We start from the raw sequence: 21,318 nt of genomic DNA on the forward strand, positions 1-21,318 counted from the left end.
CGGGGCGCGGGTGTGCACCCGGGCCGCTACCCTCCGCTGGGGCGGCGGGGGGTGGTCGCCAGCGCCCCCGGCGCGCCCCCCCGGGCCCGGAGCGGGGCGCGCCGGGGGTGGACGCGCGGGCCGCCGGGTTGACGTGGCCGTGTCCCGGGTCGGGTGGGGTGCGTTGGGCGGGTGTGAGCGGATTTGGGGTGATGCCGGTTCCACGGCGGCCGGTCGAAGAAACGATCCTGCATGGGGTGGACCCACCCGGGGCGCCCCAGACGGAGGCGCCCATCTACGCCGAACTGGCCCGGCGCTGGCAGGCAGAGGGCCGGTTCGTGCCCGGGCTGCCCGACCCGCTGTGGGAGGCGCCGGCCACGCCGGGCGACGGGGGTCAGCCCGTGGGATCCGGCTCCATGGGGCCCGGCCCCAGGGAATCCGACTGCGTACGGCCCGACTGCACGGGGTCCGACTGCGCGGGGCCCGGCTGCATGGGATCCGATTCCGAGTCGAACGGTCCGGACAGGTAGAACTGCCGTGCCCAGCGGCGGAAGAGCCCGATCGAGCGCTCCCCGGGCACCAGTCGGGGCTGCGCCAGGTACCGCTTGTGGGCCAGCACCGGCCGGTCCTGCTTGATGATCCGCACCGAGGCCTGCAACGCCAGCCAGGAGGCGGCCCGGTCGAGGGCCTTCGCCGACCCGACGCCCGGCACCGGCACGGTGACGGCCGCCGCGAACCGCACCTTCGTCCGCCAGGGCGCGACCGGCGTCGGCAGCACCCAGACCCGCAGCGTGCTGCCCAGCTCCGGCAGTTCGGCCACCAGGCGCATCATCCCGAGCCCGGCCAGGGCCACCGGCTGCTCCAGGCTGACCGGGCCCAGCCCGGGGAAGCGGGTGGTGGTGCGCTGGTGGACGGTGAACAGCGGGCCGTCGACCACGGGCGGGGCGGTCTCCCGGGTGTCCAGGCCGTGCAGCACGCTCACGTGCCGGAAGTCGACGCTGTTCTCCATCACCTCCTGCGGGTGGGAGAGCAGTTCCCCGCTCCACCAGGCGAGCGGAAGCACCCCGACCGCCGGCGGCAGCTCCCACCCGGGCGGCTCGCCGTCCGGGCCCCACCACACGAACAACGCCCCGTCCCGCTCGCACAGATGACGATGCGTCAGAAAGCCCCGGAGTCGGGTGCCGTCCGGCGCTCCGGTGCAGGAGCCGTCCGGGCCGAAGGCGAAACCGTGGAACGGACAGACCAGGTCCTCGCCCCGGACCATTCCGCCCGCCCCGAAGTGCGCGCCCAGGTGGGGGCAGTGCGGCCCGATCGCGCGCACCCTGCCCCGGCGGGTCCGGTACAGCACCACGTCCTCGCCCGCCAGTCGGGCCGTCCGGACCCGCCCGGGCGGCAGGTCCCGGGCCCGGCCGACGCAGAACCAGCCGCTCGGGTACGGCAGCGGTGCGGAGCGCTCATCCATGGGGGAGGTCACCTCGATGGCTTGACGGCGGTGTGGACGTACCAGGCGATGTACCCGTAGGTGTCGTACATCTCCACGGTGGAAGGGAGGTTGAGCCACTTTGCCGGATCGCCGAAGCGCCGCAGGACCTCCCACGGCACCCGGAAGCGCGCGTGCACCGCCTCCGAGGTGGGCGTGTAGTACGGCGTCGCGTCCAGCGCCTCCTCGACCTCGAATCCGGCCTCGGTGAGCAGCTGCGGCAGGTTGTGGGCGTGGTAGATCCGGGCACCCTTCATCGTCATCGCGTCCAGGTGCGGTTCGAGCAACGACCGGGTACTCTGCGGAAGTTCGTCCAGCGGAGCGACACTCATCGGCCCGAGCAGCACCAGCCGTCCGCCGGGGCGCAGCACCGGGCTCCGTCCACCCCCGGTGCCGGGCGTTGCGGGCTACCCGCGGGTAGAACCACCGGCTCCCGGCCCGCCCGTACACCCGGCGCAGCCCGGCCGGATCGAGTTGCTGAGCGCCCATGCGGCCCACGCTAGCCGCGGGCCCGGCCCGCCTCCCCGCGGCGCCACGGGGGTTGCCTCGGCGGGGCGTGTTGTGTGGTCATGCGGTCGTGTGACCGGCTGATCAGCGGACCGGGGCGGACCGGGGCGGGCCGGGGCGGACCAGGGCGGCTCGGCGGGCGGGGGCGATGGGCCGGTCAGACGGCCAGGGCGGTCCTCAGCCAGGGGACGACCACGGCCATCGCCTCGTCGAACTTCGAGATGGCGCAGTGGCCGGTGTCGAGGATCAGCTCGATCCGGGTGGCCCGACGCCCGGTGAACACCAGGGTGTCGTGCTGCGGGACGTGCACGTCGTCCGCGCCGTTGAGCACGAGCATCGGCCCGTTGGCGTCCTGGTCCAGCAGCGGGCGCAGGTCGAAGGCGGCGAAGGCCTCCTCCCGGGCCGCCCGGCTCGGCATCCCGTCGAAGCCCAGGGCGTTGCCGACGATGCCCTCCATGCCGAAGGCGAAGCCCCGGCCGGGCGCGAACGAGCGCTCCACCGGACCGCCGAGTACCACGGCCGCGTCCACCGAACCGCTCAGCCCGGTGCGGGCGGAGAAGTACCCGCCCATCGAGAGGCCGAAGTGGCCGACGGTGCCGTTGCCGATCGTGCGGGCGAACGCCACCAGGCCGTCGATCACCTCGGCGCCGCCGTCCGGGGTCATCGGCAGGTGGGCGGTCTCGCCGGTGCCGGCCAGGTCGAACAGCAGCAGCCGCGCGGGCAGGGCGAGGGCGAGCTGCTCCCACATGCCGTGCAGGTCGGCCTTCCAGGAGTCCACGCCGCCGCTGGCCAGGACGACCGGGGCGTCGGCGGGCAGCCCGGGGGCGGACATCAGGTGGATCGGGAGGGTGGTCTCGCCGCCGCGGTAGGGGACGGTGAGCGAGCGGCGCTCGAAGTCCACCGGGAAGCCGGGGGCGGCGAGGACGTACTGCTCGACCTGGCGGGCGAGCGCGGTGCGCTTCGGCTCGTCGGCCAGTGAGGGGAACTTGGCCCAGCCGTACGCCTGGGCGGCCTGGCGGTGCCGCCCCGCGGCGGCGTGCCGGGCGCCCAGCGCGGACCACTCGTACGCCCAGCCGCCGGGACGGTCCGGCCACATCTCGGTGATGGCGGCGCGGACCGCGTCGACCTCGTCGGCAGGAAGGCCGAGGGTCATCTGCGGGTGGCGCTCGGTGAACAGGTCCTGCGGGTCCAGTGGCCAGGTGAAGGGCATGGCGGGGCCTCCTGCTCCGCTCGGACGGTTTCGCCCGAGCACTTAAAGCCAGAACTCTTGCGTTAGTGACTATGCGCCTGGGTGCAGCCAAAAGCAAGTAGTCCTGCGTTAAGGTGTCGGTCGAGGTGATCGACAGATGAGCGACCTGACCGAGCCGGACGGCGGCGACGGGGCGGCCGGCGGCGCAGTGGCCGGCGGCGGAACGAACGGCAGCCGCGAGGGCGACCCGGCGGCCGTCCGGCGACGCCCCGGCGGACGGGCCGCGCGGGTGCGCGAGGCCGTACTGGCGGCGGCCATGGAGATGCTGGCCGAAGGTGGCGTCACCCGGCTCAGCATCGCCGGCGTCGCCGCCCGCGCCGGGGTCAACGAGACCACCGTGTACCGGCGGTGGGGCAGCCGGGAGAAGCTGGTGCTCGACGCCATGCTCGCCGCCAGCGACGAGGGCATCCCGGTCCCCGACACCGGGGCCGTCCGCACCGACCTGGCCGCCTTCGCCCGCGCGCTCGCCGGGTACACGGCCACCCCGCTCGGCCGGGCCGTCGTCCGGTCGGCCGCCCTCGGCGCAGACGACCCGGCACTCGCCGAATCCTGGCAGGCCTTCTGGCAGTCCCGCCTCGACCAGGCGGGCGCCATCGTCCGGCGGGCCGTGGAGCGCGGCGAACTCCCGGCGGAGACGGACACCGTCCTTGCCCTGGAACTGCTCAGTGCCCCGATCCAGGCCCGCGCCCTGCTGGGCCACCGGGCGATCGAGCCCGACCTCCCGGAACGGTTGGCGGACCTGGTCCTGGACGGCCTGCGGGGGAGACCCTAGGCGCGCCGGTCGGACTCTCGGGCTGTGCGGGAGGGCTTCCCATGAGCGCTGTTCATGGGGAGTCCCCTACGCGTGCCGGTCACGAGGCGAAGTCATGAGCGTGACTCATCGAGACCGCTCATGAGCAACTCTCATGACGGGCCCCATGAGCAACTCTCATGACGAATCCCATGAGCGCCGCTCATGAAGAACGCTCATGACGAAGGCTCATGAAGAGCGCTCATGGCGCTCCGCCCCCGGCTGCCGCCACGCGCGCTTCAGCTCCTCCCAGCGCTGCGACTGTGCGGGCGTCAGGGTGCCCCGCAGTTCCGCCAGCTTCAGCAGCTGCGCCTCCGCCTCGGCACCCAGCGGCTGGGCCTCCGCTCGGTAGTGGTCGGTGAGCAGGGCGTCGAGTTCGGGCCGGGTGAGTGCGGGGTCGAGGCGCTGGGCGAGCTTGGCCATGTTGCGGTAGGAGCCCTGGAGGAGGAACGGCGGCTCGGTGCGGGCGCGGTCGTCCTGGGCGGCGGAGGCCAGGTAGGCGCGGTTGACGTCCAGGACGGTGGTGCGCAGGTGGAGCAGGCCGGCCAGGACAGCGGTCATCCGTTCGACCTCGGGGGCCGGCCAGGCGCCGCTCGGCGGGCCGACGGGGGCGCCGGGGACGTCCGCCGCCCGGGCCAGCAGGGCGTCCAGGTCGGCGCGCTCGGCGCCGGCGAGCGGTGCCAGGTGGGGGTTGGCGGGCAGGGCGTTCTCGACGAAGCTGAGCGCGAAGAGGTCCTCGCGTCCGGCGACGGCGTCGCCGAGGTTCCACACGTCGGCGCGGTTGGCGAGCATGTCGGGCAGCCGGAAGAGCCGGCCGGACTCGGTGTACGGGTTGGCGGCCATCACGACGGCGAAGCGCTTGCCGCGCAGGTCCCATTCGCGGGCCTCGCCGTCCCAGACGCCGTCGATCCGGCGCTGCGCGTCGCACAGCGGGATGAAGCGCTGGAGGAATTCGGGCGCGGTGTGCTGGACGTCGTCCAGGTAGAGCAGCACGTTGTCGCCCGCGTGCAGGGCGAAGTTGAGCTTCTCGACCTCGCGCCGGGAGGTGGCGTCGGGGGCCTCGGCCGGGTCCAGCGAGGTGACCCGGTGGCCGAGCGCCGGGCCGCTGACGGAGACGAGCAGCAGGCCGAGCCGCTCGGCGAGGTACTCGACCAGGGTGGTCTTGCCGTAGCCGGGCGGGGAGACCAGGAGCAGCAGGCCGCTGCGGTCGACCGGCCCGCCGGCCTGCGTCGTGCCGAGCTGCTTGGCGAGGTTGTCGCCGACCAGCGGCAGGTACACCTGGTCGATGAGACGGTTGCGGACGAAGCCGTTGAGCGGGGCGGGCCGGTACTGGTCGAGCCGCAGCCGGGCGTGCTCGGCGGCCAGCAGGTCGCCGCGCAGCCGCTGGTAGGCCCGGTAGCCGGGCACCTCGACCGACTCGAACTCCCGGACTCTGGCGAGCAGTTCGTCCAGGCGTAGGTCGAGGGAGCCGCCGGTCACCCGGGGGTGGTCGCCGATCAGTCCGGTCAGTCGGGTTCCCACCGCCGCCTCGACCGGCCGGCGCGGCAGTGAGGGGCAGAGCAGGACGGCGGCGGCCTCGGCGAGGTCGGCCGGGTCGGCGTCGGGGGCGCCCGCCGCCAGCCAGGCGGCGGCGAGCTGGTGCCGTACGGGCAGCAGTCCGGGTTCGTCGGGCAGGGCGGCCAGGGCCTCGGTGAGGCCGGCGGACTCGGGGGCGGCGCGGAACTTGTCGAGCAGTGCGGCCGCGCCCGCCGAGTATGCGAACTCTGGTGCTGCGGAGGCGAGTTCGGCCACCAGGTAGGGCCCGGCCGGTTCCGAGACGCCGACAGAACCGGAGGCACCGACAGAACCGGAGCCACCGACAGCACCCGAGCCACCGACAGCACCCGAGCCACCGACAGTACCCGAGCCACCGACAGTACCCGAGGCGCCGGCGACCCCCGAGGCGCCGGCCGCCCCGGCCCCGGACGGGAACCCGGCCACGGCGGCGGAGAGTTCGGCGCCCAGAGCGGTCAAGGCGTCCACCGCGTCCGGCGCCGGTGCCCCGCCGAAGGCCTGTCGGGCGAGGCCCAGTGAGCGGGCCCGGGTGTGCCAGAGCAGCCGTTGCCGCTCGTCGGTGCCGTGCGCCCAGTACAGCTGCGCGGCCGCCCTGGCCGCCGCCGGGTGCCGCAACAGCCCGGCCTCGGCGTCGAGTTCGAGTAGCGCGCGGAGCAGCAGCGCCGCGTCGTGGTCGTGCACGCCGCGCTGGTAGCCCTCGTCCGGCCGCTGTTCGGCTGCTCGCCGGACGTACTCCAGCAGGTCCGCGTCGGTGTCGAGGGTGCCCGGTTCGACGGTCGGCAGCAGGGTCGCGGCGAGGTATTCGGCGCGGTAGAGCCGCGGGGTCTCCGAGGGCAGCGGGCGGTCCCAGTAGCGTTCGGTGGCGGCGAACGCCGGGTCGGTGACGGGGGAGCGGTAGTCGGTGCCGGTGAGGGTGAAGGCGGGCCGGCCGCGCCAGGGGACGAGGGCGAGTTCGGGCCGCTGGGTGGTGACGGCGAAGAGGTGCCGGCCCAGTCGCAGGGTGCCGGGGCCGTCGCCGGCGAGGTCGGCGCGGTCGCGCAGGGCGCGGTGGGCGCGACCGCGGGCGGCACGCAGCCGTCCGGTCAGTTCCTCGGCCCGGACCCGGTCGCCGAGCGAGGTCAACTGGCTTGCCAGCTCGCGGAGTTTGACGGCGGTCGGGTCGGCGGCGAGGGCGGCGTCGACCTCGGCGGCGGTGTCCAGGGAGGCCAGTCGCCGGTGCAGGGTGTCGAGGATGCGCTCGGCGGAGGCGGCGAGCCGGTCGGCGCGGCGGGCCCGTTCCTCCAGCAGGTGCTGGCGGCGGGCGGTGAGCGCGTCGTGGATCTCGGTGCGCCGGTCGGCGAGCTGTTCGCCGAGGGCCGGGTCGGCGTCGGCGAAGCGGGTCTCCAGCTGTTCGATCCGCAGCAGGAGCCGGCCGAGCCGGTCGTCGCAGGCCTCGGGAGTGTCGGCGGCGGCGAGGGCGGCGGTGGTGGCCTGGCCGAGCAGGGCCGTCTCGGCGGCGAACTCGGCGGCGGCTTCGCGGGTGCGCAGTTCCCGGCGGCGGACGGTGAGGGCGGCCCGGGCCCGGTTGAGCAGTCCGAGGACGTCGGCGAGCCGGTCCAGGATCGCGGTGCGGGTGGTGGCGTCGGCCAGGTCGAGGGTGCCGACCAGTTCCGAGACGGTCTGCAGGGCCTCGCTCTGCTCGGTGAGCCGTTCGGACAGGGGTTCGGCTTCGACGGCGGTCGCGATGGCGGCGCACTGCTCGGCGAGCTCGCCGGCCCGTCGCCGGTGCGGTTCGAAGGCGGTCGGTTCGGCGAGTTGGCCGACGGCCCGGTCGGCGGCCTCGGCCAGGCCCTCGGCGAGGTGGGCGGCGAGCGCGTCGATCCGTTCCGGGTCGGCGCGCGGCAGGTCGCGCAGCGCCTCGACCCGGCCCTGGGCGCGGCGCAGCCCGGCGAGCCGGTCGACCCACTCGGCGGCGTCGGCCAGGGTCTCGCCGCGGGCGGTGCGCAGCAGGCCCTCGACGTGTTCGGCGGCCTCGTCGGTCTGCCGGGCGGCGTGCGCGGCGAGTCGGGCGACGGCCTCGTACTCGGCGATGACCTGCCGGGCGGTGTCGCGGATTTCGGCGAGCGGCGCGTCGAGGTCGCCGAGGCCGTCCTGGCCCAGCCAGTGGTGCCGGTCGGCGGTGCGGGTGCAGGCGGCGAGGACGGCCCGGTGGCCGGCCGGGGTGTCGGCGCCGGCCGCGGCCAGCCGGGCGAGGGCGAGGCAGTCGGCGAGGCCGCGGACCAGGTCGGCGTTGCCGATCCGGGCCAGCGGCCCGGTGCCGGGCGGCTGCCGGGCGGCGAAGTCCTCGCTGGTGAACGGGGTCTGCCAGAGCTGGACGGGGTGCAGCCGGGTGGGGCCGTCCTCGGCCGGGCGCAGGGCGACGAGGGTGCCGTCGTCGAGCAGCGCGTACCCCTGGCAGGGCAGCGGGACGGCGGCCTCCTGGCGGACGCTGTTGTACGGCTGGAGCAGGGCGCGGCCGTCGGCGGGGGAGCGGAACTCGTACAGCACGTCCTCGCCGTTGGGCGACAGCACGGTGCGTTCGTACGCCAGGCCGTCCACCGGCTGGTCGAAGGTGCGCACGGTGCCGTCCACCAGGTGGCAGCCGCCGGGGAAGGCCACACCCTGGTCGGCGGGCAGCCGCAGGCAGGCCTGGCCGAGCGCGTCGGTCCGGGTGACCCGGCCGGTGGGCAGGTGCACCACCAGGTGCCGGACGGTCTCCTCCTGGTACGGGCGCACGCGCACCAGCAGCAGGGTGCCGAGCCGGGCGTGGGCGATCTGCGCGTCGGCGAGGGTCTGGAGGGCCTCGGCCAGGGGTTCGCGGTGCAGTTCCCGGCCGTCCGGCGCGGTGAGGGTCAGCACGCCGCCGTCGACGCCGAGGCGCAGTTCGCCGGCGAGGTCGGCGCGGGGCGGGCGGCCGGGCCCGGCGGGCAGCTGGTCGTCCCGGGTGAGCGCCGTCCAGGGGAGCTGCTGACCGTCGGCGGGGGTGTGGTCGCGTTCGCCGCGTCCGTCCAGGTAGGCGGGGCCGGTGCCGTCGGCGGAGCCCTCGTCGAGGCGCCAGCGCAGTACCCGGACGTCGGTGGCGGCCGGGCCGGTGCGGAAGACGGCGAGCAGCCGGCCCTCCACCGGGCGCAGCCGCTCCAGTCGGGCGTCGCGGAAGTAGCGCCGCAGGTCGGTGAGGTCCTGGCGCAGCCGGGGGTCGTCCAGCAGGGTGCCCTCGGCGGGCGCGGGGTCGAGGTCGGGCCGGTGGAGGCCGAGGACGTCGGCGAAGTCCTCGTCGCGGTCCGTGACTTCGACCGGGCGGGTGCCGAGCAGCAGCAGCCCGCCGGCGGCGGTGAGGTCCTGCGGGAGGCAGGCGCGGGCGGTGGTGAGCCGTCCGGTGCCGGTGAGCCGCAGCTCTCCGCCGCCGAACTCGGCGACCCGGCGTTCGTTCAACGCCTGTGCGCGTTCGGCGAGTTCGGCGGCGGACCGGGCGAGCCGGCCCCGCAGGACCTCGTAGGTTCCGGCGTCGAGCCGGGCGTCGAGGGCGTCCACGGTCGTCAGTTCCTCAGTACTCGGGTGCTCAGCGGGTCACTACTCGGGGCCGAACCGTACGGGCCGTACCGTACGGCGCCGCCCGCATCGGGGCCGCACCGCACGGCGCTGCCCGCTACGGGGCCGAACCGTACGGTGCCGTACCGGCCGGGGCCGTCCGCCCGTCGGAGCGGTACGGCCCCGCGGCCGCGGGCTACTTGGAGCCGTTCACCGAGGCTCCGGCCCCGGCCCCGGCGCCGGCCCCGGCCAGTGCCCCGATCGGGGTCTCGGCGATGCCCAGCTTCCGCGCCGACTCCAGCAGTTGGCGCAGCTGCCCGGACTGCTCGCCGGCCCCCGAGCCGATCAGCTTCATGAGCAGCGCGGACACCGTCAGGTTCTGCACGTCGGCCGTCGAGACCGAGGACAGCACCCGGGTGAGGTCCTCGGTGAAGCTGGCCCGCCCGTCGAGCCAGGGCCCGGCCAGGGCCTGCGCGGTCTGCGAGTGGCCGACGAAGGCGTCCACGCTCTTGCCGGCCGTCACCGACTGCACCAGCCGGTCGAAGAACACCGAGTCCCCGCCGACGATGTCGATCTTGGCCTTCTCCAGCCCGGCCGCGACCAGCGCGGCCTGCGCCTCGGCGATCTGCCGCTGGGTGTCGAGCCCGGCCAGGCGGACGTCCTTCTCGGCGGCGAGCCGCAGCCGGTACTCCTCGTGCCCGCGCGAGGCCTCGTCCAGCTTGGCCATCGCCGCGGCCTTCTCGGTCAGGCCCTCGGCCTCGGCCTTCAGCTTGGCGCCGACCTCCAGCGCGGCGGCCTTGGCCTTCTCGACCTGGACGGCGGCCTCGGCGCGGCCCACCTTCTCGACCGCCGCGGCCTCCTGCTCCCGGACCTGGACGCGGGCCAGGCCCTCGGCGGCGGCCTCCGCCCGGATGCCCTCGGCCATCCGGACCTTGGCGGCCGCGTCCAGCTCGGCGGCCTGCTGCCGGGCCTCGGCCAGCACCAGCGCCTCCCGGGCCTTGTGCGAGGCGGCCTGCTCGGCGGCCTCGGCGGCCTTGATGTCCTTGACGAGCCGCTCCTGCGCCTCGGCCTCGGCCTGGATGACCACGGCCTTGCGGACGCGCTCGGCCTCCTCGACGGCGCGCAGCGTCTTGACGGCCTCCTCCTGCTCGGCGACCGTGCGGTCCACCGCGACCCGCTCGCGGACCACGTCGGCGACCTCGCGCTTGGCGGACTCGACCTCCTTCTCCTTGGCGATCATGGCGAGCTGGGTCTCCCGCTCGCGGCCGACGACCTCCAGCAGGCGGTCCTTCTCGATCCGCTCGTTCTCCACCGCGATCACCCGCTCGCGGTTCTTCTGCGCCACCGCGACCTCGCGGGCCTGGTTCTCCCGCTGCACCCCGAGGACCTCCTCGGTGCGCAGGAAGGCGGTCTGCGCGTTGAGCCGCTCCTCCTCCTGCACCCGGGCGATCACCGCGTCCTCCTTGGCCCGCAGGGTCTCGATCTCGCGGCGCTGGCGGATCTCGGCGTCGGCCTGGCGGCGTTCGAGCTCCAGGACGGTCTCCCGGGCGTCGACGTTCTGCCGGGTGATCTCCTTCTCCTCGGTGCGCTGGTACTCGTTGGTGCGCACGTGCTCGATCGCGGTCAGCTCGGTGATCTTGCGGATGCCCTGGGCGTCCAGGATGTTGTCGCCGTCCAGCTGGGTCATCGGGGTCTGTTCCAGGTGGTCGATGGCCGCGTCCTCAAGGGTGTAGCCGTTGAGGTCGGTGCCGATGACCGCGATGATCTGGTCCCGGAACTCGTGCCGGTGGGTGTACAGGTCGGTGAAGTCCAGCTGCTTGCCGACGGTCTTGAGCGCCTCGGCGAACTTCGCGACGAAGAAGTCCTGGATCGCCTGCGGGTCACTGGCCCGGACGGTGCCGATCGACTGCGCCACCTTGATGACGTCCTCGACGGTCTTGTTCACCCGGACGAAGAACGAGATCCGGATGTCCGCCCGGATGTTGTCGCGGCAGATCAGGCCGTCCCGGCCGGCCCGGTGGATCTCCACCGTCTTCGCGGTGATGTCCATCAGCTCGGCCTTGTGCAGGATCGGCAGGACGATCGTGCCGGTGAAGGTGACGTCCACCTTCTTCGTCCGGGAGACGATCAGTGCCTTGCCCTGTTCGACCTTCTGGAACAGACGGCCCACGAACAGCAGCATGGCGAGCACGATGAGCAGCACGACGGCGACGAGTACGCCGAAACCCACGGCGATGGTGTCCATCACGGAGTCCTTTGACGAGATGAGCGAGACGGTGCGGAGAAGTGGGACAGCTGTGACGGGGAAGGGATGACGGAAGGAAGATGACGGGGCGTCAGACGACGCCCGGTGGCGACGGGTCGAACGGCGCCACCAGGAAGTGCTCGCCCTCGGCGTCGTAGTCGAAGATCAGGGCGGTCCGCCCGGCGGTCAGTTCCGGCTCGGGGGTGGGTGTGCGGACCTGGACGGTCGCGGTGGAGCCGTCCTCGGCGGTGACCTCGGCCTGCCCGAAGCCGGCCGTCACCCGGCCGGTCCGGATCACGCAGACCCGGCCGACGAAGTCCCCCCGGGTGGTCGGCCGGTCCTCCGGGAACAGCCGCGACAGCGGCCTGACGAGCACCCGGGTGCCCGCCCAGGAGGCCACCAGCGCGACGGCGAACACGCCGCCGCGCGCCGGTGCCCCCGAGGTGAGTACGGTGCCGGCCAGGCTGACGAACCAGGCGAGCGCGACCAGCAGCGACACCGCCACCGTCACGGGCACCCCGCCCAGCCCCAGCGCGTCCAGCACGCCCCCGTGGTGGGCGGCGCCCGCGCGGGCGCCGTTCCCCCCGTTCCCCCCGTCGGCGCCGTGGCCGCCGGTACCGTGCCCGCCGGGCGTCCCGTGGGCCACGCTTCCCCCGGCACCGTGCCCCCCGGCACCGTGCCCGACGTGACCCGCGTGGCCCACATGCCCGACGTGTCCGGCATCCAGGTGGTGCCCGACGCCGTGCCCCCCGTGCAGGGCGTCGAACCCCAGTCCGCCGAGCAGCATCAGCAGCCAGTACCCGACGACCACCACCAGCGCGAAGCTGAACAGCGCGGTCGGAAAGGCCAGCGCGGCCGCGAAGAATCCCCCCGTCCCGGCCACGCTCCCCGCCTCCCCCACCGCACCGCGCTTCGGCGCCGGGGAGATCATGACAGCGGGGGAGCCCCCCGCACATTGCCAGGATCCGGCAATCTTTACGGCCTTTTGACACCCTGGTACGCGCGACCCACGTGACACTGCAACAGCCCGGCAACAAGTCGGTCGCCGGGCTGTCCTGGCAGGGCCACGCGGGTTTGCGGCCGCGGGGTCAGAGCGGCTGTTCCGGCCAGTTCAGCAGCCGCGCGCCCATCGCCGCCGTTTCCAGGGTGAAGCGCTGCAGCGCGTCCGACGGGTCGTACCCCGTGAGCGCCCGGATCCGCTCCAGCCGGTAGCTCAGCGTGCGCACGCTCAGCCCCAGCCGGCGCGCCGCCTCCGCGTTCACGTACGCGGCCTCCGCCTGCACCGCGATGGTGTCCAGCAGGGGGCGGGCGCCTCCGCGCGCCTCGGTCAGCGGGCCGAGGACGCTGCGCACCAGGTCCGCCATCGCCGCCCGGTCGCGCATCAGCACCGGGAAGACCAGCAGTTCCTCCGCCTTCAGCTGCTGGGTCGGCAGGCCGAGGCGCTGGGCGTAGTCCAGCGCGTCCAGCGCCTCCTCGTAGCTGCGCAGTACCCCGCTCGGCCCCGAGTGGCGGCGGCCGGTGGCCACCCGCAGCACCGGGCGGTAGCCGGGGCCGGGGCGCAGCGTGAGGTCGGCGAAGGCCTCCAGGACGGCCCGCTCGGAGTCCGGGGCGATGCAGACCAGCCGGCCGTCCTTGCTGGCGAGCAGCACGTCCCGCTCGCCGAACCGGCCGGACAGCTCCCGTTCCACCCGGTGCACCAGTGGATGTACGTCCGCGAACGGCTCCTCGCCCACCGCGACCGCCACCGTGTACGCGCTCGCCAGCCGCAGCCCGAACCGCTCCGCGCGCTCGGCGAGCAGACCGAGGTCACTGCGGCCGAACAGCAGGTCGTCGATGAACTCCCGCCTGGCCGCCTCCTCCTGACGGACCGCCAGACGCTGCGCGCGCTCGTGCCCCTCGCCGAGTGCGGCCAGCGCGGTGTCGGTGGCGGCGAGGACGGCGTCGCCCATCCGGCGCAACTCGCCGGCGCTGCTCGCGGCCGTCGTCCCGGGCAGCGTCTGCCAGGCCCGCCGGGCCGCCGCCAGGCAGTGCGACACCACCTCGCGCAGTCCGAACCCGGCCTCGGCGCAGTGCTCGCCGAGCTTGCGCAGGCGCTCCAGCTCCTCGCGGCGCAGCAGCCGGCCGGTGCGGGACACATCGGCGAGCAGGACGAGGTAGGCCTCGGCCAGCTCGGTGGGTATGTCGTGCTCGATCTCCTCGGTCACGTGCTCTGCCAACCCCCGTACGACCTGGTATTCCGTCGAATTTCGGCGCTGAACACTAGCAGGATCGATACGGCGGGAGACGGGCGCCACCACCGGCTTCAGCCCCCGCGTCACCGGCTGCGGAACGCCCGCCGGCACCGCTCGCGGAGGCGGTGCGGCTACCGCTCGCGGAAGTGCAGCACGAACCGCGCGCTGCTGCCGTCGATCCGTCGTCGCACGTACAGCGCGGGCGTGCCGTCCGGGGTGCAGCTGACCCCCTCGCGGACCAGCAGCGCGGTGCCCGGCGGGACGCCCAGCAACTCGGCATCCGCGAGGTCCGCGCCGACCGCGCCGAACGCCCGCCAGTCGTACTCCAGCTCCACCCCGGCGGCCCGCGCCAGGGCCGGCACCAGGTTCCCGGGGCGGCCGGGCCGGAGCAGCCCGGCGGGCAGCGGGCCGAACGGCACCCAGTAGCTGCAGGCCGCCCGGGCCCGCCCGCCCAGCCGGATCACCGAGTCCACCCGGGACAGCTCCTGCGGGGTGCGGCCCAGGTGGCGGGCCGCCTCCGCGTCCTCCGCCGAGCCGGTCACCCCGGGCGCCGCCACGACGAACTCGCCGTCCTGGCCGTCGTTCTGGCCGCCGCCCTCACCGTCGTCCTCGACACCGTCCCGTCCGGCGTCCCGACTGCCGTCCTCGCCGCCGTACGGCAGCGCCGCGTGCACGCTGCCCAGGTCGAAGCGCTGGCTGCGCGGGTCCACGGTGATCGACACCCGGACGGCGGGCGGGCGGACGAAGGTGCCCACGCCCCGGCGGATCTCCACCGCCGCCGCCCGTTCCAGCTCCGCCACCGCCTGCCGCACGGTCAGCCGGTTGACGCCGAACTCGGCGCTCAGCTCCGGCTCGCTCGGCAGCCGGACGCCGGCCGGGTAGGCGCCGGCGTCGATGCGCTCCTGGATCCGGCGGGCCAGGCTTCGGTACAGCGGGGTGCCCGGCTGCCGGGCCGGTTCATCGTTCGGCTGGTTCGTGGCCACGGACCGATCCTACGAAGTCGGCCCGCCCGCCCCCGCCGGCCCGCCCGCCCCCGCCGGCCCGCCTGCCCCCGCCGGGTCCGGGCCGCCCCGCCGGGTCCGCGCCGCCCGTCCGAGTCGCCGCCGTCCGCCGACAGGAGTGGGATGGAGGGACGCGCCGGTCCGACGCCGCCTGCCCGGCGGCCCGGGACGGGTTGGACAACAAGACGTCTAGATGTCTAGATGTTCTCTGGATGTCGGATGTCCATGTCCTCCCCGCCGAGCGCGGCTCCACCGAAAGGCCTCCCGCATGTCCCTGGTCAACTTCCGCGACGCCGCCGTCCTCGGCGACCCCGAGGGCCGACAGGTCCGCCCCGGCGTGCTGTACCGCTCCGCCCAGCCGTTCCCGGCCGCCGACGAGGCCACCGTCGCCCAGCTGCGCGCCTGCGACATCCGCACCGTCGTCGACCTGCGCGACCCGCGCGAGACCGACCCCGCCGACTGGGCCGCCGCCGAGGCCGCCGGGATAGCCGTCGTGGCCGCCCCGGTGAACCCCGCCACCGACGCCCTCACCGCGCGGATGGCCACCATGACCACCGCCGCCGACCTCGGCGACTTCTACGTCCTGCTCGCCGAGTCCGCGCCGCAGGCGGTCGCCGCCGCCGTCGAGGCCACCGTCCGCCCCGGCGCCGTCCTGCTGCACTGCGCCGCCGGCAAGGACCGCACCGGCCTGCTGACCGCGCTCCTGCTCGACCTGCTCGGCGTCCCCGCCGACCGGATCGTCGCCGACTACGCCCGCACCGCCGACGCCCTGCCGCAGATCTTCGCGGGCCTCTCCGAGCGCCACCGCACCGCCCTCAACGAGGCCTCCACCGCCCAGGTCACCGTCGACGAGGGCCGCCGGCTCACCATCCCCGCGCCCCTTCTCCAGGCCCCGGCCGAGGCCATGTCGGTCTTCCTCGACCGCGTCCGCACCCGGCACGGCGGCGCCGCCTCCTTCCTCCCGGCCTGCGGCGTCCCGGCGCAGACCCTCACCGCCTTCCGCGCCAAGGCCGGTGTGGCCGCCGTCTGAGACCCGTCCGCACCTCCGCACCTCCGCACCTCCGCACCTCCGCACCCCCGGCCCCCGGGGCCGGGATCCGGGCTTCGGTGTCACACGTCCCGGCGCCGCACCAGGACCATCGTGACCGCCACCGCGACGACCGCCCACACCCCCATGGTGATCCAGGAGTCCAGCAGGCTCGGCGCGTACTTCCCCATCGTGGTGGTGGACCTGGGGTTGATGGTGAGCCGCTGCACGGTGGCGAGCGGCAGGTGGGTGCCGATCTCCTTCAGCCACCGGTAGCGGTCGCCGCCGAACATCATCGGCATGATGAACATCAGCATCACCAGCGACACGATCGAGGCGGTGGCGTGCCGCAGCAGCGCGCCCAGTGCCATGCCGATCAGCGCGCAGACCGGCACGATCGCCGCGTAGGCGAGCACGGCCCGCAGGCAGCCCTCGTCGGTGATGGAGAGCCCGAGGTGCCGGGAGGCCAGCATCGCGTTGATGCCGAAGAAGGAGGCCGCCGAGACCGCCAGCCCGGCGAGCGCGGTGATCCCGCCGATCAGCAGCACCTTGGCCGCGATCACGCCGCGCCGGTCGGGCACGGCGGCGAAGGTGGTGCGGATCAGGCCGGTGGTGTACTCGCCGAACACGGTGATCGCCCCGAGGCTGCCGGCGGCCACCGCCAGCAGGTCGCTCGCGATGCTGCCGAGGCCGTGGAACAGCGGGTCGTACGTGTACGGCGGCTGTCCGGGCATCCGGGCGGGCGGGTGGTCGATGTACGTCAGGTCGGTGTGCACGGCGTTCAGGTTGATCGCGACCGCCACGAGCGAGGCGAGCGCCAGCACCCAGTAGGTGGAGCGCAGCGACCGCAGTTTGATCCACTCGGCGGCCAGCAGGTCGAGGAACCGGGGCGCCGGTTCGGCGGGGCGGACGGGGGCGGTCATGGTGCTCATCGGGCCTCTCCAGCCAGGTACTCGACGCTGTCGGCGGTCAGGGACATGAACGCCGACTCCAGGGACGACGTCCGGGCGGCCAGTTCGTGCAGCACCACGCCGTTGCGCAGGGCGAGTTCGCCGATCCGCTCGACAGACAGCCCGGTGACGATCCCGAACTGCGGCTCGGTCAGCCGGACTTCGGCGCCCTCCGCGCGCAGGGCGCCGACCAGCAGGGAGAGTTCGGGCGCCCGGACCCCCACCGAGTCCACCGCGTTGCGCGCCGAGAACTCCGCCAGGCTCTCGTCGGCGATCAGCCGGCCGCGTCCGATCACCACCAGGCGGTCGGCGGTGTGCTCCATCTCGGCCATCATGTGGCTGGAGACGAAGACCGTCCGGCCCTCGTCCGCGAGCCGCCGGAACAGTCCGCGCACCCAGAGCACGCCTTCCGGGTCCAGCCCGTTCAGCGGCTCGTCGAACAGCAGGACCGGCGGGTCGCCGAGCAGCGCCCCGGCGATGCCCAGCCGCTGCTTCATGCCCAGCGAGTAGCCGCCGATCCGCCGCCCGGCGGCCTTGCCCAGCCCGACCTCGGCCAGCACCTCGTCCACCCGCCCGAGCGGGATCCGGTTGCCGCGGGCCAGTGCCGACAGGTGCGCCCTGGCGCTGCGCCCGCCGTGTACGTCCCCGGCGTCCAGCAGGGCGCCGACGTGCCGCAGTCCGCGCGGCCGGGTCGCGAAGGGCACGCCGTCGACGGTGGCGCTTCCCCCGGTGGGGGCGTCGAGGCCCAGGATCATCCGCAGCGTGGTGGACTTGCCGGCGCCGTTGGGGCCGAGGAAGCCGGTGACGGTGCCCGGCCGGACGGTGAAGGTCAACTGGTCGACGGCCGTGGTGGCGCCGTACCGCTTGGTCAGTCGCTCGATCTCGATCACGGGGACTACCGTGCCGGTCGGGCCCGTGACGGGGCATCGGGCGGCGGGACACAACCGGCCGCCACTGTCCTGGCCCCGGGGACTACGCCCCCGGGCCAATGCGCCGCCGGGCCGCCCGCCGCTACCATCGCGTCATGATCACCGAACCCCGCACGCCCCTGCTCAGGCGCCTGCCCGCAGGCGTGTGGGTGGCGGCGTTCTGGACGTCCATCGTGGTGTTCCGGGTCTTCACCCGGGACAACGAGCTGAGCCATCTCCTCACGTACGACGGCAACACCGAGGACATGCCCCTGGTGGTCACGGCGGTGGTCACCACCCTGGTGGCGTTCCTGCTGGTGCCGCTGCCGCTGGCGGCCGTCGCGGTGGCGCTGGCGGGCGGCGTCTTCGCGCTCGGGATGTGGACGGTGCCGGCGACGGCGCCGGTGCAGTTCCTGATCGCCGAAGCGGTGGTGGGTTACTGCGTGGCCACCCGGTCCCGTGCGGTGTCGGCGGTCGCGGCGGGGATGCCGCTGGCCGTGCTCGCCGGGCTGTACGTGTGGGGCACCGTCAACGGCCACGTCGTGAACCCGTACGCCTACGCGGGCCTCTCCACCACCGTGCTGATCGCCTGGCTGATCGGCAACACCGTCCACCAGGGCCGCGCGCACGCCGAGGCGCTGCGCGGCCGGGCCACCGAACAGGCGGTGACCGCCGAACGGCTGCGGATCGCCCGCGAGTTGCACGACATGGTCGCCCACAGCATCGGCATCATCGCGATCCAGGCCGGCATGGGCAGCCGGGTCATGGACACCCAGCCCGCCGAGACCCGCAACGCGCTGAACGCCATCGAGGCCACCAGTCGGGAGACCCTGGCCGGCCTGCGCCGGATGCTCGGCGCGCTCCGGCAGAGCGAGGGCGAGTCCGCGCCGCTCGAAGTCGCCCCGGGGCTGGCGGAGTTGGACGGGCTGGTGGAGAAGAGCGCGGGCGCCGGCGTCCGGATCGCGCTGACCCGCGACGGTGACCCGCGCACCCTGCCGACCGATGTCGACCTCGCCGCGTTCCGGATCGTCCAGGAGTCGGTGACCAACGTGGTCAAGCACTCCGGCACCCGCGACTGCCATGTCACCGTCGACTACCGCCCGTCCGAACTCGCCGTCACCGTCGTCGACTTGGGCGCCACCCCGGCCACCGCCACCCCCGGCACCGGCTACGGCATCGCCGGCATGCGCGAGCGGGTCGCCCTGCTGCACGGCGAGTTCAGCGCGGGCCCGCGCCCCGAAGGCGGCTTCCGGGTCGCCGCCCTGTTGCCGATCCCCGTGGAGGTGGGACCGTGATCCGTGTCGTTCTGGTGGACGACCAGCCGCTCATCCGGACCGGACTGCGGGTGCTCATCGCCGACACCCCGGACCTGGAGGTGGTCGGCGAGGCCGGCGACGGCGCCGAGGCCGTCGACCTGGTCGCCCGGTTGCGCCCCGACGTCGCCGTGATGGACATCCGGATGCGCCCCCAGCCCGGTGGCCGGGAGGTGCCCCCGGTCGCCGACGGCATCGAGGCCACCCGCCGGATCACCGCCGACCCGGACCTGCCCACCCACGTCCTCGTCCTCACCACCTTCGACGACGACGACTACGTGTACGGCGCGCTGCGGGCCGGCGCGAGCGGCTTCCTGGTCAAGGACCTCGCCCTGGAGACCATCCTGGACGGCATCCGGGTCGTCGCCGCGGGGGACGCCCTGATCGCCCCCGGCATCACCCGCCGGCTGATCGGCGAGTTCGCCGCCCGCCCGCAGGCCGGCGCCGCCCGCCCGGCCGACGGGCAGCCCCGGCGGGCCGTCACCGAGAGCGTCACCGGGCGCGAGCGCGAGGTGCTCACCCTGGTCGGGCGCGGCCTGTCGAACGCCGAGATCGCCGCGGAGCTCACCATCAGCGTCGCCACCGCCAAGGCCCACGTCGCCCGGCTCTTCACCAAGCTCGACGCCCGCGACCGGGTCCACCTGGTCATCCAGGCCTACGAGTTCGGCCTGGTCAGTCCGTAGCCCCCGGCCACGAGACCTCGCCGATCCGCATGATCCGCCCGTGCGAGTCCAGGACCACGTCGTACGCGTTGCCGTGGCAGCCCCACGGGTCCGCCGGGTCGCGCTCGGCCAGGCAGTCGTTGAGGTGGGTGACCAGCTCCGCGAGCGGGACCGGCCGGGCCGGGTCCCCGTGCGGGCGGTCGACCAGGGTGGCGGTGACGCCCGCGGCGGCGAAGCCGTAGTGGACGGGGCTGCCGGTGGGCGTGTAGCCGACCGGTTCGCAGGTGTAGCGGGCGGGTTGGGCGGTGAGTTCGGCGGGGCCGGCGGAGACGACGACCAGGACCTCGTGGCCGGGGGCCTCGACGGGGGCCGTGCAGTCGGCGGCGTAGGAGGGGCCGCCGGCGGCCGGGTCGGTGGTGGGGGCGTAGGCCTCTTCGTCGTCCTCCGCCAGGAGGTCGCCCTCGTCGTCCAGGAAGTCGTCCGCGGCCTCGTCGGCGACCGCGGCGGCGGAGGCGGCGGTCACCGTCGGCCGGGAGTCGGCGGGGGTGCAGCCGGCGAGGGCGGCGGCGCCGCAGGCCAGCAGGGCGGCGGCGAGGAGGTTGCGGGGCACGGCCATGGCACAAGTCTCCCCGGGCGGCTGCGGTTGTCGGTACTCGGGTAGTACGACAACTGCCCCGAATACGGTTCCCTCCTCCACCGGATGTGCGGATCCGGTGGAGGAGGGAAGTCAGTGGGGAACACCCGCAGCAGGCCCGGACAGCAGGCCCGTCGAGCAGGCCCCGGCAGCGGGCCCGTCGAGCAGGCCCCGGGAGCCGCTCAGACCGTGACCGGCCGCCGTCCCTCGTACGCCCCGCGCAGCCGGGCCTGCGCCTGCGCGCCGGCCTCCAGGTGGTCGAGCCCCAGCAGCGCCGCGCCCAGCACCGGCGGCGCGACGACGACGCGCGGCTCGGCCAGCGGCGCGGCCGCCGCGAGACGGGCCTTCAGGTTGTCGAGCAGCAGCGGCTGCTCGGAGGAGAGCACTCCGCCGCCCAGGACGACCGGGGTGGGCGATTCGAGCAGGTCCAGGCGTCCCAGCGCGACGACCGCGAGCCGGACGATCTCGTCGGCCTGGCGGTCGATCAGTTCCAGTGCGACCCGGTCCCCGTCGTTCGCGGCCGCGAACAGCACCCGGACGATCTCGTGCAGCCGCTCGCCCGGCAGGTGCCCGAGGTGGACGGCCTCGGCGACGGCGCCGGTGCTGGGCAGGCCGAAGTGCTCGGCGATGGCGGGGGCGAGCGCGGTCGGTCCGCCGCGGCCGTCCTCCGCCCGGACGGCGTGCCACATGCTGCTGAGCGCGAGGCCGGAGCCGCCGCCCCAGTCGCCGGTGAGCTCGCCGAGGGCGGGGAAGCGGGCGGTGCGGCCGTCCGGCAGCAGGCCGACGCAGTTGATCCCGGCGCCGCAGACGACCGCGACGCCGCGCGGGCCGTCGGTGCCGGCCCGCAGCAGGCCGAAGGTGTCGTTGACGACGGTGTTGGTGGCGCCCCACGGGTGGGATTCCAGGGCGACCCGCAGCGCCTCCTCCTCGACCGGCAGGTCGGCGTTGGCGAGGCAGGCGCTGACGTGGCTGGTGAGCACGCCCGTCCAGGACGGGTGGCCGGCCTCGGCGGCGGCCTGCTCGACCAGCGGGGTGAGGCCGGCGACGGCCGCGGCGCCGCCGATCTTCTGGGGTGCGAAGCCGCCGCCGCGGGCGGTGCCGAGGATGGTGCCGTCGGCGCCGATCAGGGCGACGTCGGTCTTGGAGTTCCCCGCGTCGATGGCGAGTACGCCGGGCAGGAGTGGTTCGGGCTGGTGGGTCATCAGGTCCCCGCGGCTCGTACGTGGCCCGGCCGCGGTGCGG

The 21,318-nt window shown here is 74.7% G+C and carries 16 protein-coding genes; 4 read left to right on the forward strand and 12 right to left on the reverse strand.

Annotated elements, in window-relative coordinates; genetic code table 11:
- Positions 1–373: 373 nt before the first annotated feature.
- The 3 genes from ACFQ6N_RS31065 to ACFQ6N_RS31075 form a co-directional block, all read right to left on the reverse strand.
- On the reverse strand, positions 374–1,441 hold the full coding sequence (locus ACFQ6N_RS31065; RefSeq protein WP_380656202.1) for an aromatic ring-hydroxylating dioxygenase subunit alpha: 1,068 nt from the start codon (positions 1,439–1,441) through the stop codon (positions 374–376).
- Between the two features lie 8 nt (positions 1,442–1,449).
- On the reverse strand, positions 1,450–1,830 hold the full coding sequence (locus ACFQ6N_RS31070; protein WP_380656205.1) for a hypothetical protein: 381 nt from the start codon (positions 1,828–1,830) through the stop codon (positions 1,450–1,452).
- Between the two features lie 293 nt (positions 1,831–2,123).
- Entirely contained in the window at positions 2,124–3,176 is a 1,053-nt protein-coding gene (locus ACFQ6N_RS31075; RefSeq protein ID WP_380656207.1) for an alpha/beta hydrolase, read from the reverse strand.
- 136 nt (positions 3,177–3,312) lie between these two features.
- Between ACFQ6N_RS31075 and ACFQ6N_RS31080 the strand changes: the two genes are divergently transcribed.
- Entirely contained in the window at positions 3,313–3,987 is a 675-nt protein-coding gene (locus ACFQ6N_RS31080; protein WP_380656210.1) for a TetR/AcrR family transcriptional regulator, read from the forward strand.
- Between the two features lie 207 nt (positions 3,988–4,194).
- Here ACFQ6N_RS31080 and ACFQ6N_RS31085 read toward each other — a convergent pair whose 3' ends face one another.
- From ACFQ6N_RS31085 to ACFQ6N_RS31105, 5 genes are all read right to left on the reverse strand, one after another.
- Positions 4,195–9,108, reverse strand: a complete 4,914-nt coding sequence (locus ACFQ6N_RS31085) for a DNA repair ATPase (RefSeq protein WP_380656213.1) — start codon at positions 9,106–9,108, stop codon at positions 4,195–4,197.
- A 193-nt stretch (positions 9,109–9,301) separates the two neighbouring features.
- The gene (locus ACFQ6N_RS31090; protein ID WP_380656216.1) at positions 9,302–11,350 is read right to left on the reverse strand and encodes a flotillin family protein; all 2,049 of its coding nucleotides are present in this window, start codon (positions 11,348–11,350) and stop codon (positions 9,302–9,304) included.
- A gap of 91 nt (positions 11,351–11,441) precedes the next feature.
- Positions 11,442–12,233 (reverse strand): hypothetical protein, encoded by a 792-nt coding sequence (locus ACFQ6N_RS31095; RefSeq protein WP_380656218.1) that lies wholly within the window; start codon positions 12,231–12,233, stop codon positions 11,442–11,444.
- A 205-nt stretch (positions 12,234–12,438) separates the two neighbouring features.
- Positions 12,439–13,566, reverse strand: a complete 1,128-nt coding sequence (locus ACFQ6N_RS31100) for a PucR family transcriptional regulator (protein ID WP_380656221.1) — start codon at positions 13,564–13,566, stop codon at positions 12,439–12,441.
- Positions 13,567–13,712: 146 nt separating this feature from the next.
- Positions 13,713–14,564, reverse strand: coding sequence for a GntR family transcriptional regulator (locus ACFQ6N_RS31105; protein WP_380656223.1), 852 nt, complete (start codon positions 14,562–14,564; stop codon positions 13,713–13,715).
- A gap of 286 nt (positions 14,565–14,850) precedes the next feature.
- Between ACFQ6N_RS31105 and ACFQ6N_RS31110 the strand changes: the two genes are divergently transcribed.
- Positions 14,851–15,612: a tyrosine-protein phosphatase gene (locus ACFQ6N_RS31110; RefSeq protein WP_380656226.1), complete on the forward strand. Its 762-nt coding sequence runs from the start codon at positions 14,851–14,853 to the stop codon at positions 15,610–15,612.
- A gap of 80 nt (positions 15,613–15,692) precedes the next feature.
- Here ACFQ6N_RS31110 and ACFQ6N_RS31115 read toward each other — a convergent pair whose 3' ends face one another.
- Both ACFQ6N_RS31115 and ACFQ6N_RS31120 read right to left on the reverse strand, forming a co-directional pair.
- The gene (locus tag ACFQ6N_RS31115; protein WP_380656229.1) at positions 15,693–16,541 is read right to left on the reverse strand and encodes an ABC transporter permease subunit; all 849 of its coding nucleotides are present in this window, start codon (positions 16,539–16,541) and stop codon (positions 15,693–15,695) included.
- Positions 16,538–17,449, reverse strand: a complete 912-nt coding sequence (locus ACFQ6N_RS31120; RefSeq protein ID WP_380656231.1) for an ABC transporter ATP-binding protein — start codon at positions 17,447–17,449, stop codon at positions 16,538–16,540. The genes ACFQ6N_RS31115 and ACFQ6N_RS31120 overlap by 4 nt, the downstream gene beginning before the upstream one ends.
- Before the next feature lie 134 nt (positions 17,450–17,583).
- Here ACFQ6N_RS31120 and ACFQ6N_RS31125 point away from each other — a divergent pair, with 134 nt between their 5' ends.
- On the forward strand, positions 17,584–18,762 hold the full coding sequence (locus ACFQ6N_RS31125; protein WP_380656234.1) for a sensor histidine kinase: 1,179 nt from the start codon (positions 17,584–17,586) through the stop codon (positions 18,760–18,762).
- Positions 18,759–19,463, forward strand: a complete 705-nt coding sequence (locus ACFQ6N_RS31130) for a response regulator (protein ID WP_380656237.1) — start codon at positions 18,759–18,761, stop codon at positions 19,461–19,463. Before ACFQ6N_RS31125 ends, ACFQ6N_RS31130 begins: the two co-directional genes overlap by 4 nt.
- On the opposite strand, the gene ACFQ6N_RS31135 is transcribed toward ACFQ6N_RS31130, so the two are convergent.
- Together ACFQ6N_RS31135 and ACFQ6N_RS31140 are read right to left on the reverse strand one after the other, a co-directional pair.
- Complete coding sequence (locus tag ACFQ6N_RS31135) at positions 19,453–20,058, reverse strand: hypothetical protein (protein WP_380656240.1); 606 nt, start codon at positions 20,056–20,058, stop codon at positions 19,453–19,455. The genes ACFQ6N_RS31130 and ACFQ6N_RS31135 overlap by 11 nt on opposite strands.
- A 200-nt stretch (positions 20,059–20,258) precedes the next feature.
- On the reverse strand, positions 20,259–21,278 hold the full coding sequence (locus ACFQ6N_RS31140; protein ID WP_380656241.1) for an N-acetylglucosamine kinase: 1,020 nt from the start codon (positions 21,276–21,278) through the stop codon (positions 20,259–20,261).
- Between the last annotated feature and the right edge of the window lie 40 nt (positions 21,279–21,318).

Origin of the sequence: Kitasatospora sp. NPDC056446 (genome assembly GCF_042796115.1) — a bacterium.
GTDB lineage: Bacteria > Actinomycetota > Actinomycetes > Streptomycetales > Streptomycetaceae > Kitasatospora.

What these genes read in the sequence shown, in the direction of transcription:
- ACFQ6N_RS31065 (WP_380656202.1), bottom strand. Translation starts at nt 1,441, where the DNA reads ATGGATGAGCGCTCCGCACCGCTGCCGTACCCGAGCGGCTGGTTCTGC.
- ACFQ6N_RS31075 (WP_380656207.1), bottom strand. Translation starts at nt 3,176, where the DNA reads ATGCCCTTCACCTGGCCACTGGACCCGCAGGACCTGTTCACCGAGCGC.
- ACFQ6N_RS31080 (WP_380656210.1), top strand. Translation starts at nt 3,313, where the DNA reads ATGAGCGACCTGACCGAGCCGGACGGCGGCGACGGGGCGGCCGGCGGC.
- ACFQ6N_RS31090 (WP_380656216.1), bottom strand. Translation starts at nt 11,350, where the DNA reads ATGGACACCATCGCCGTGGGTTTCGGCGTACTCGTCGCCGTCGTGCTG.
- ACFQ6N_RS31110 (WP_380656226.1), top strand. Translation starts at nt 14,851, where the DNA reads ATGTCCCTGGTCAACTTCCGCGACGCCGCCGTCCTCGGCGACCCCGAG.
- ACFQ6N_RS31115 (WP_380656229.1), bottom strand. Translation starts at nt 16,541, where the DNA reads ATGAGCACCATGACCGCCCCCGTCCGCCCCGCCGAACCGGCGCCCCGG.
- ACFQ6N_RS31125 (WP_380656234.1), top strand. Translation starts at nt 17,584, where the DNA reads ATGATCACCGAACCCCGCACGCCCCTGCTCAGGCGCCTGCCCGCAGGC.
- ACFQ6N_RS31135 (WP_380656240.1), bottom strand. Translation starts at nt 20,058, where the DNA reads ATGGCCGTGCCCCGCAACCTCCTCGCCGCCGCCCTGCTGGCCTGCGGC.
- ACFQ6N_RS31140 (WP_380656241.1), bottom strand. Translation starts at nt 21,278, where the DNA reads ATGACCCACCAGCCCGAACCACTCCTGCCCGGCGTACTCGCCATCGAC.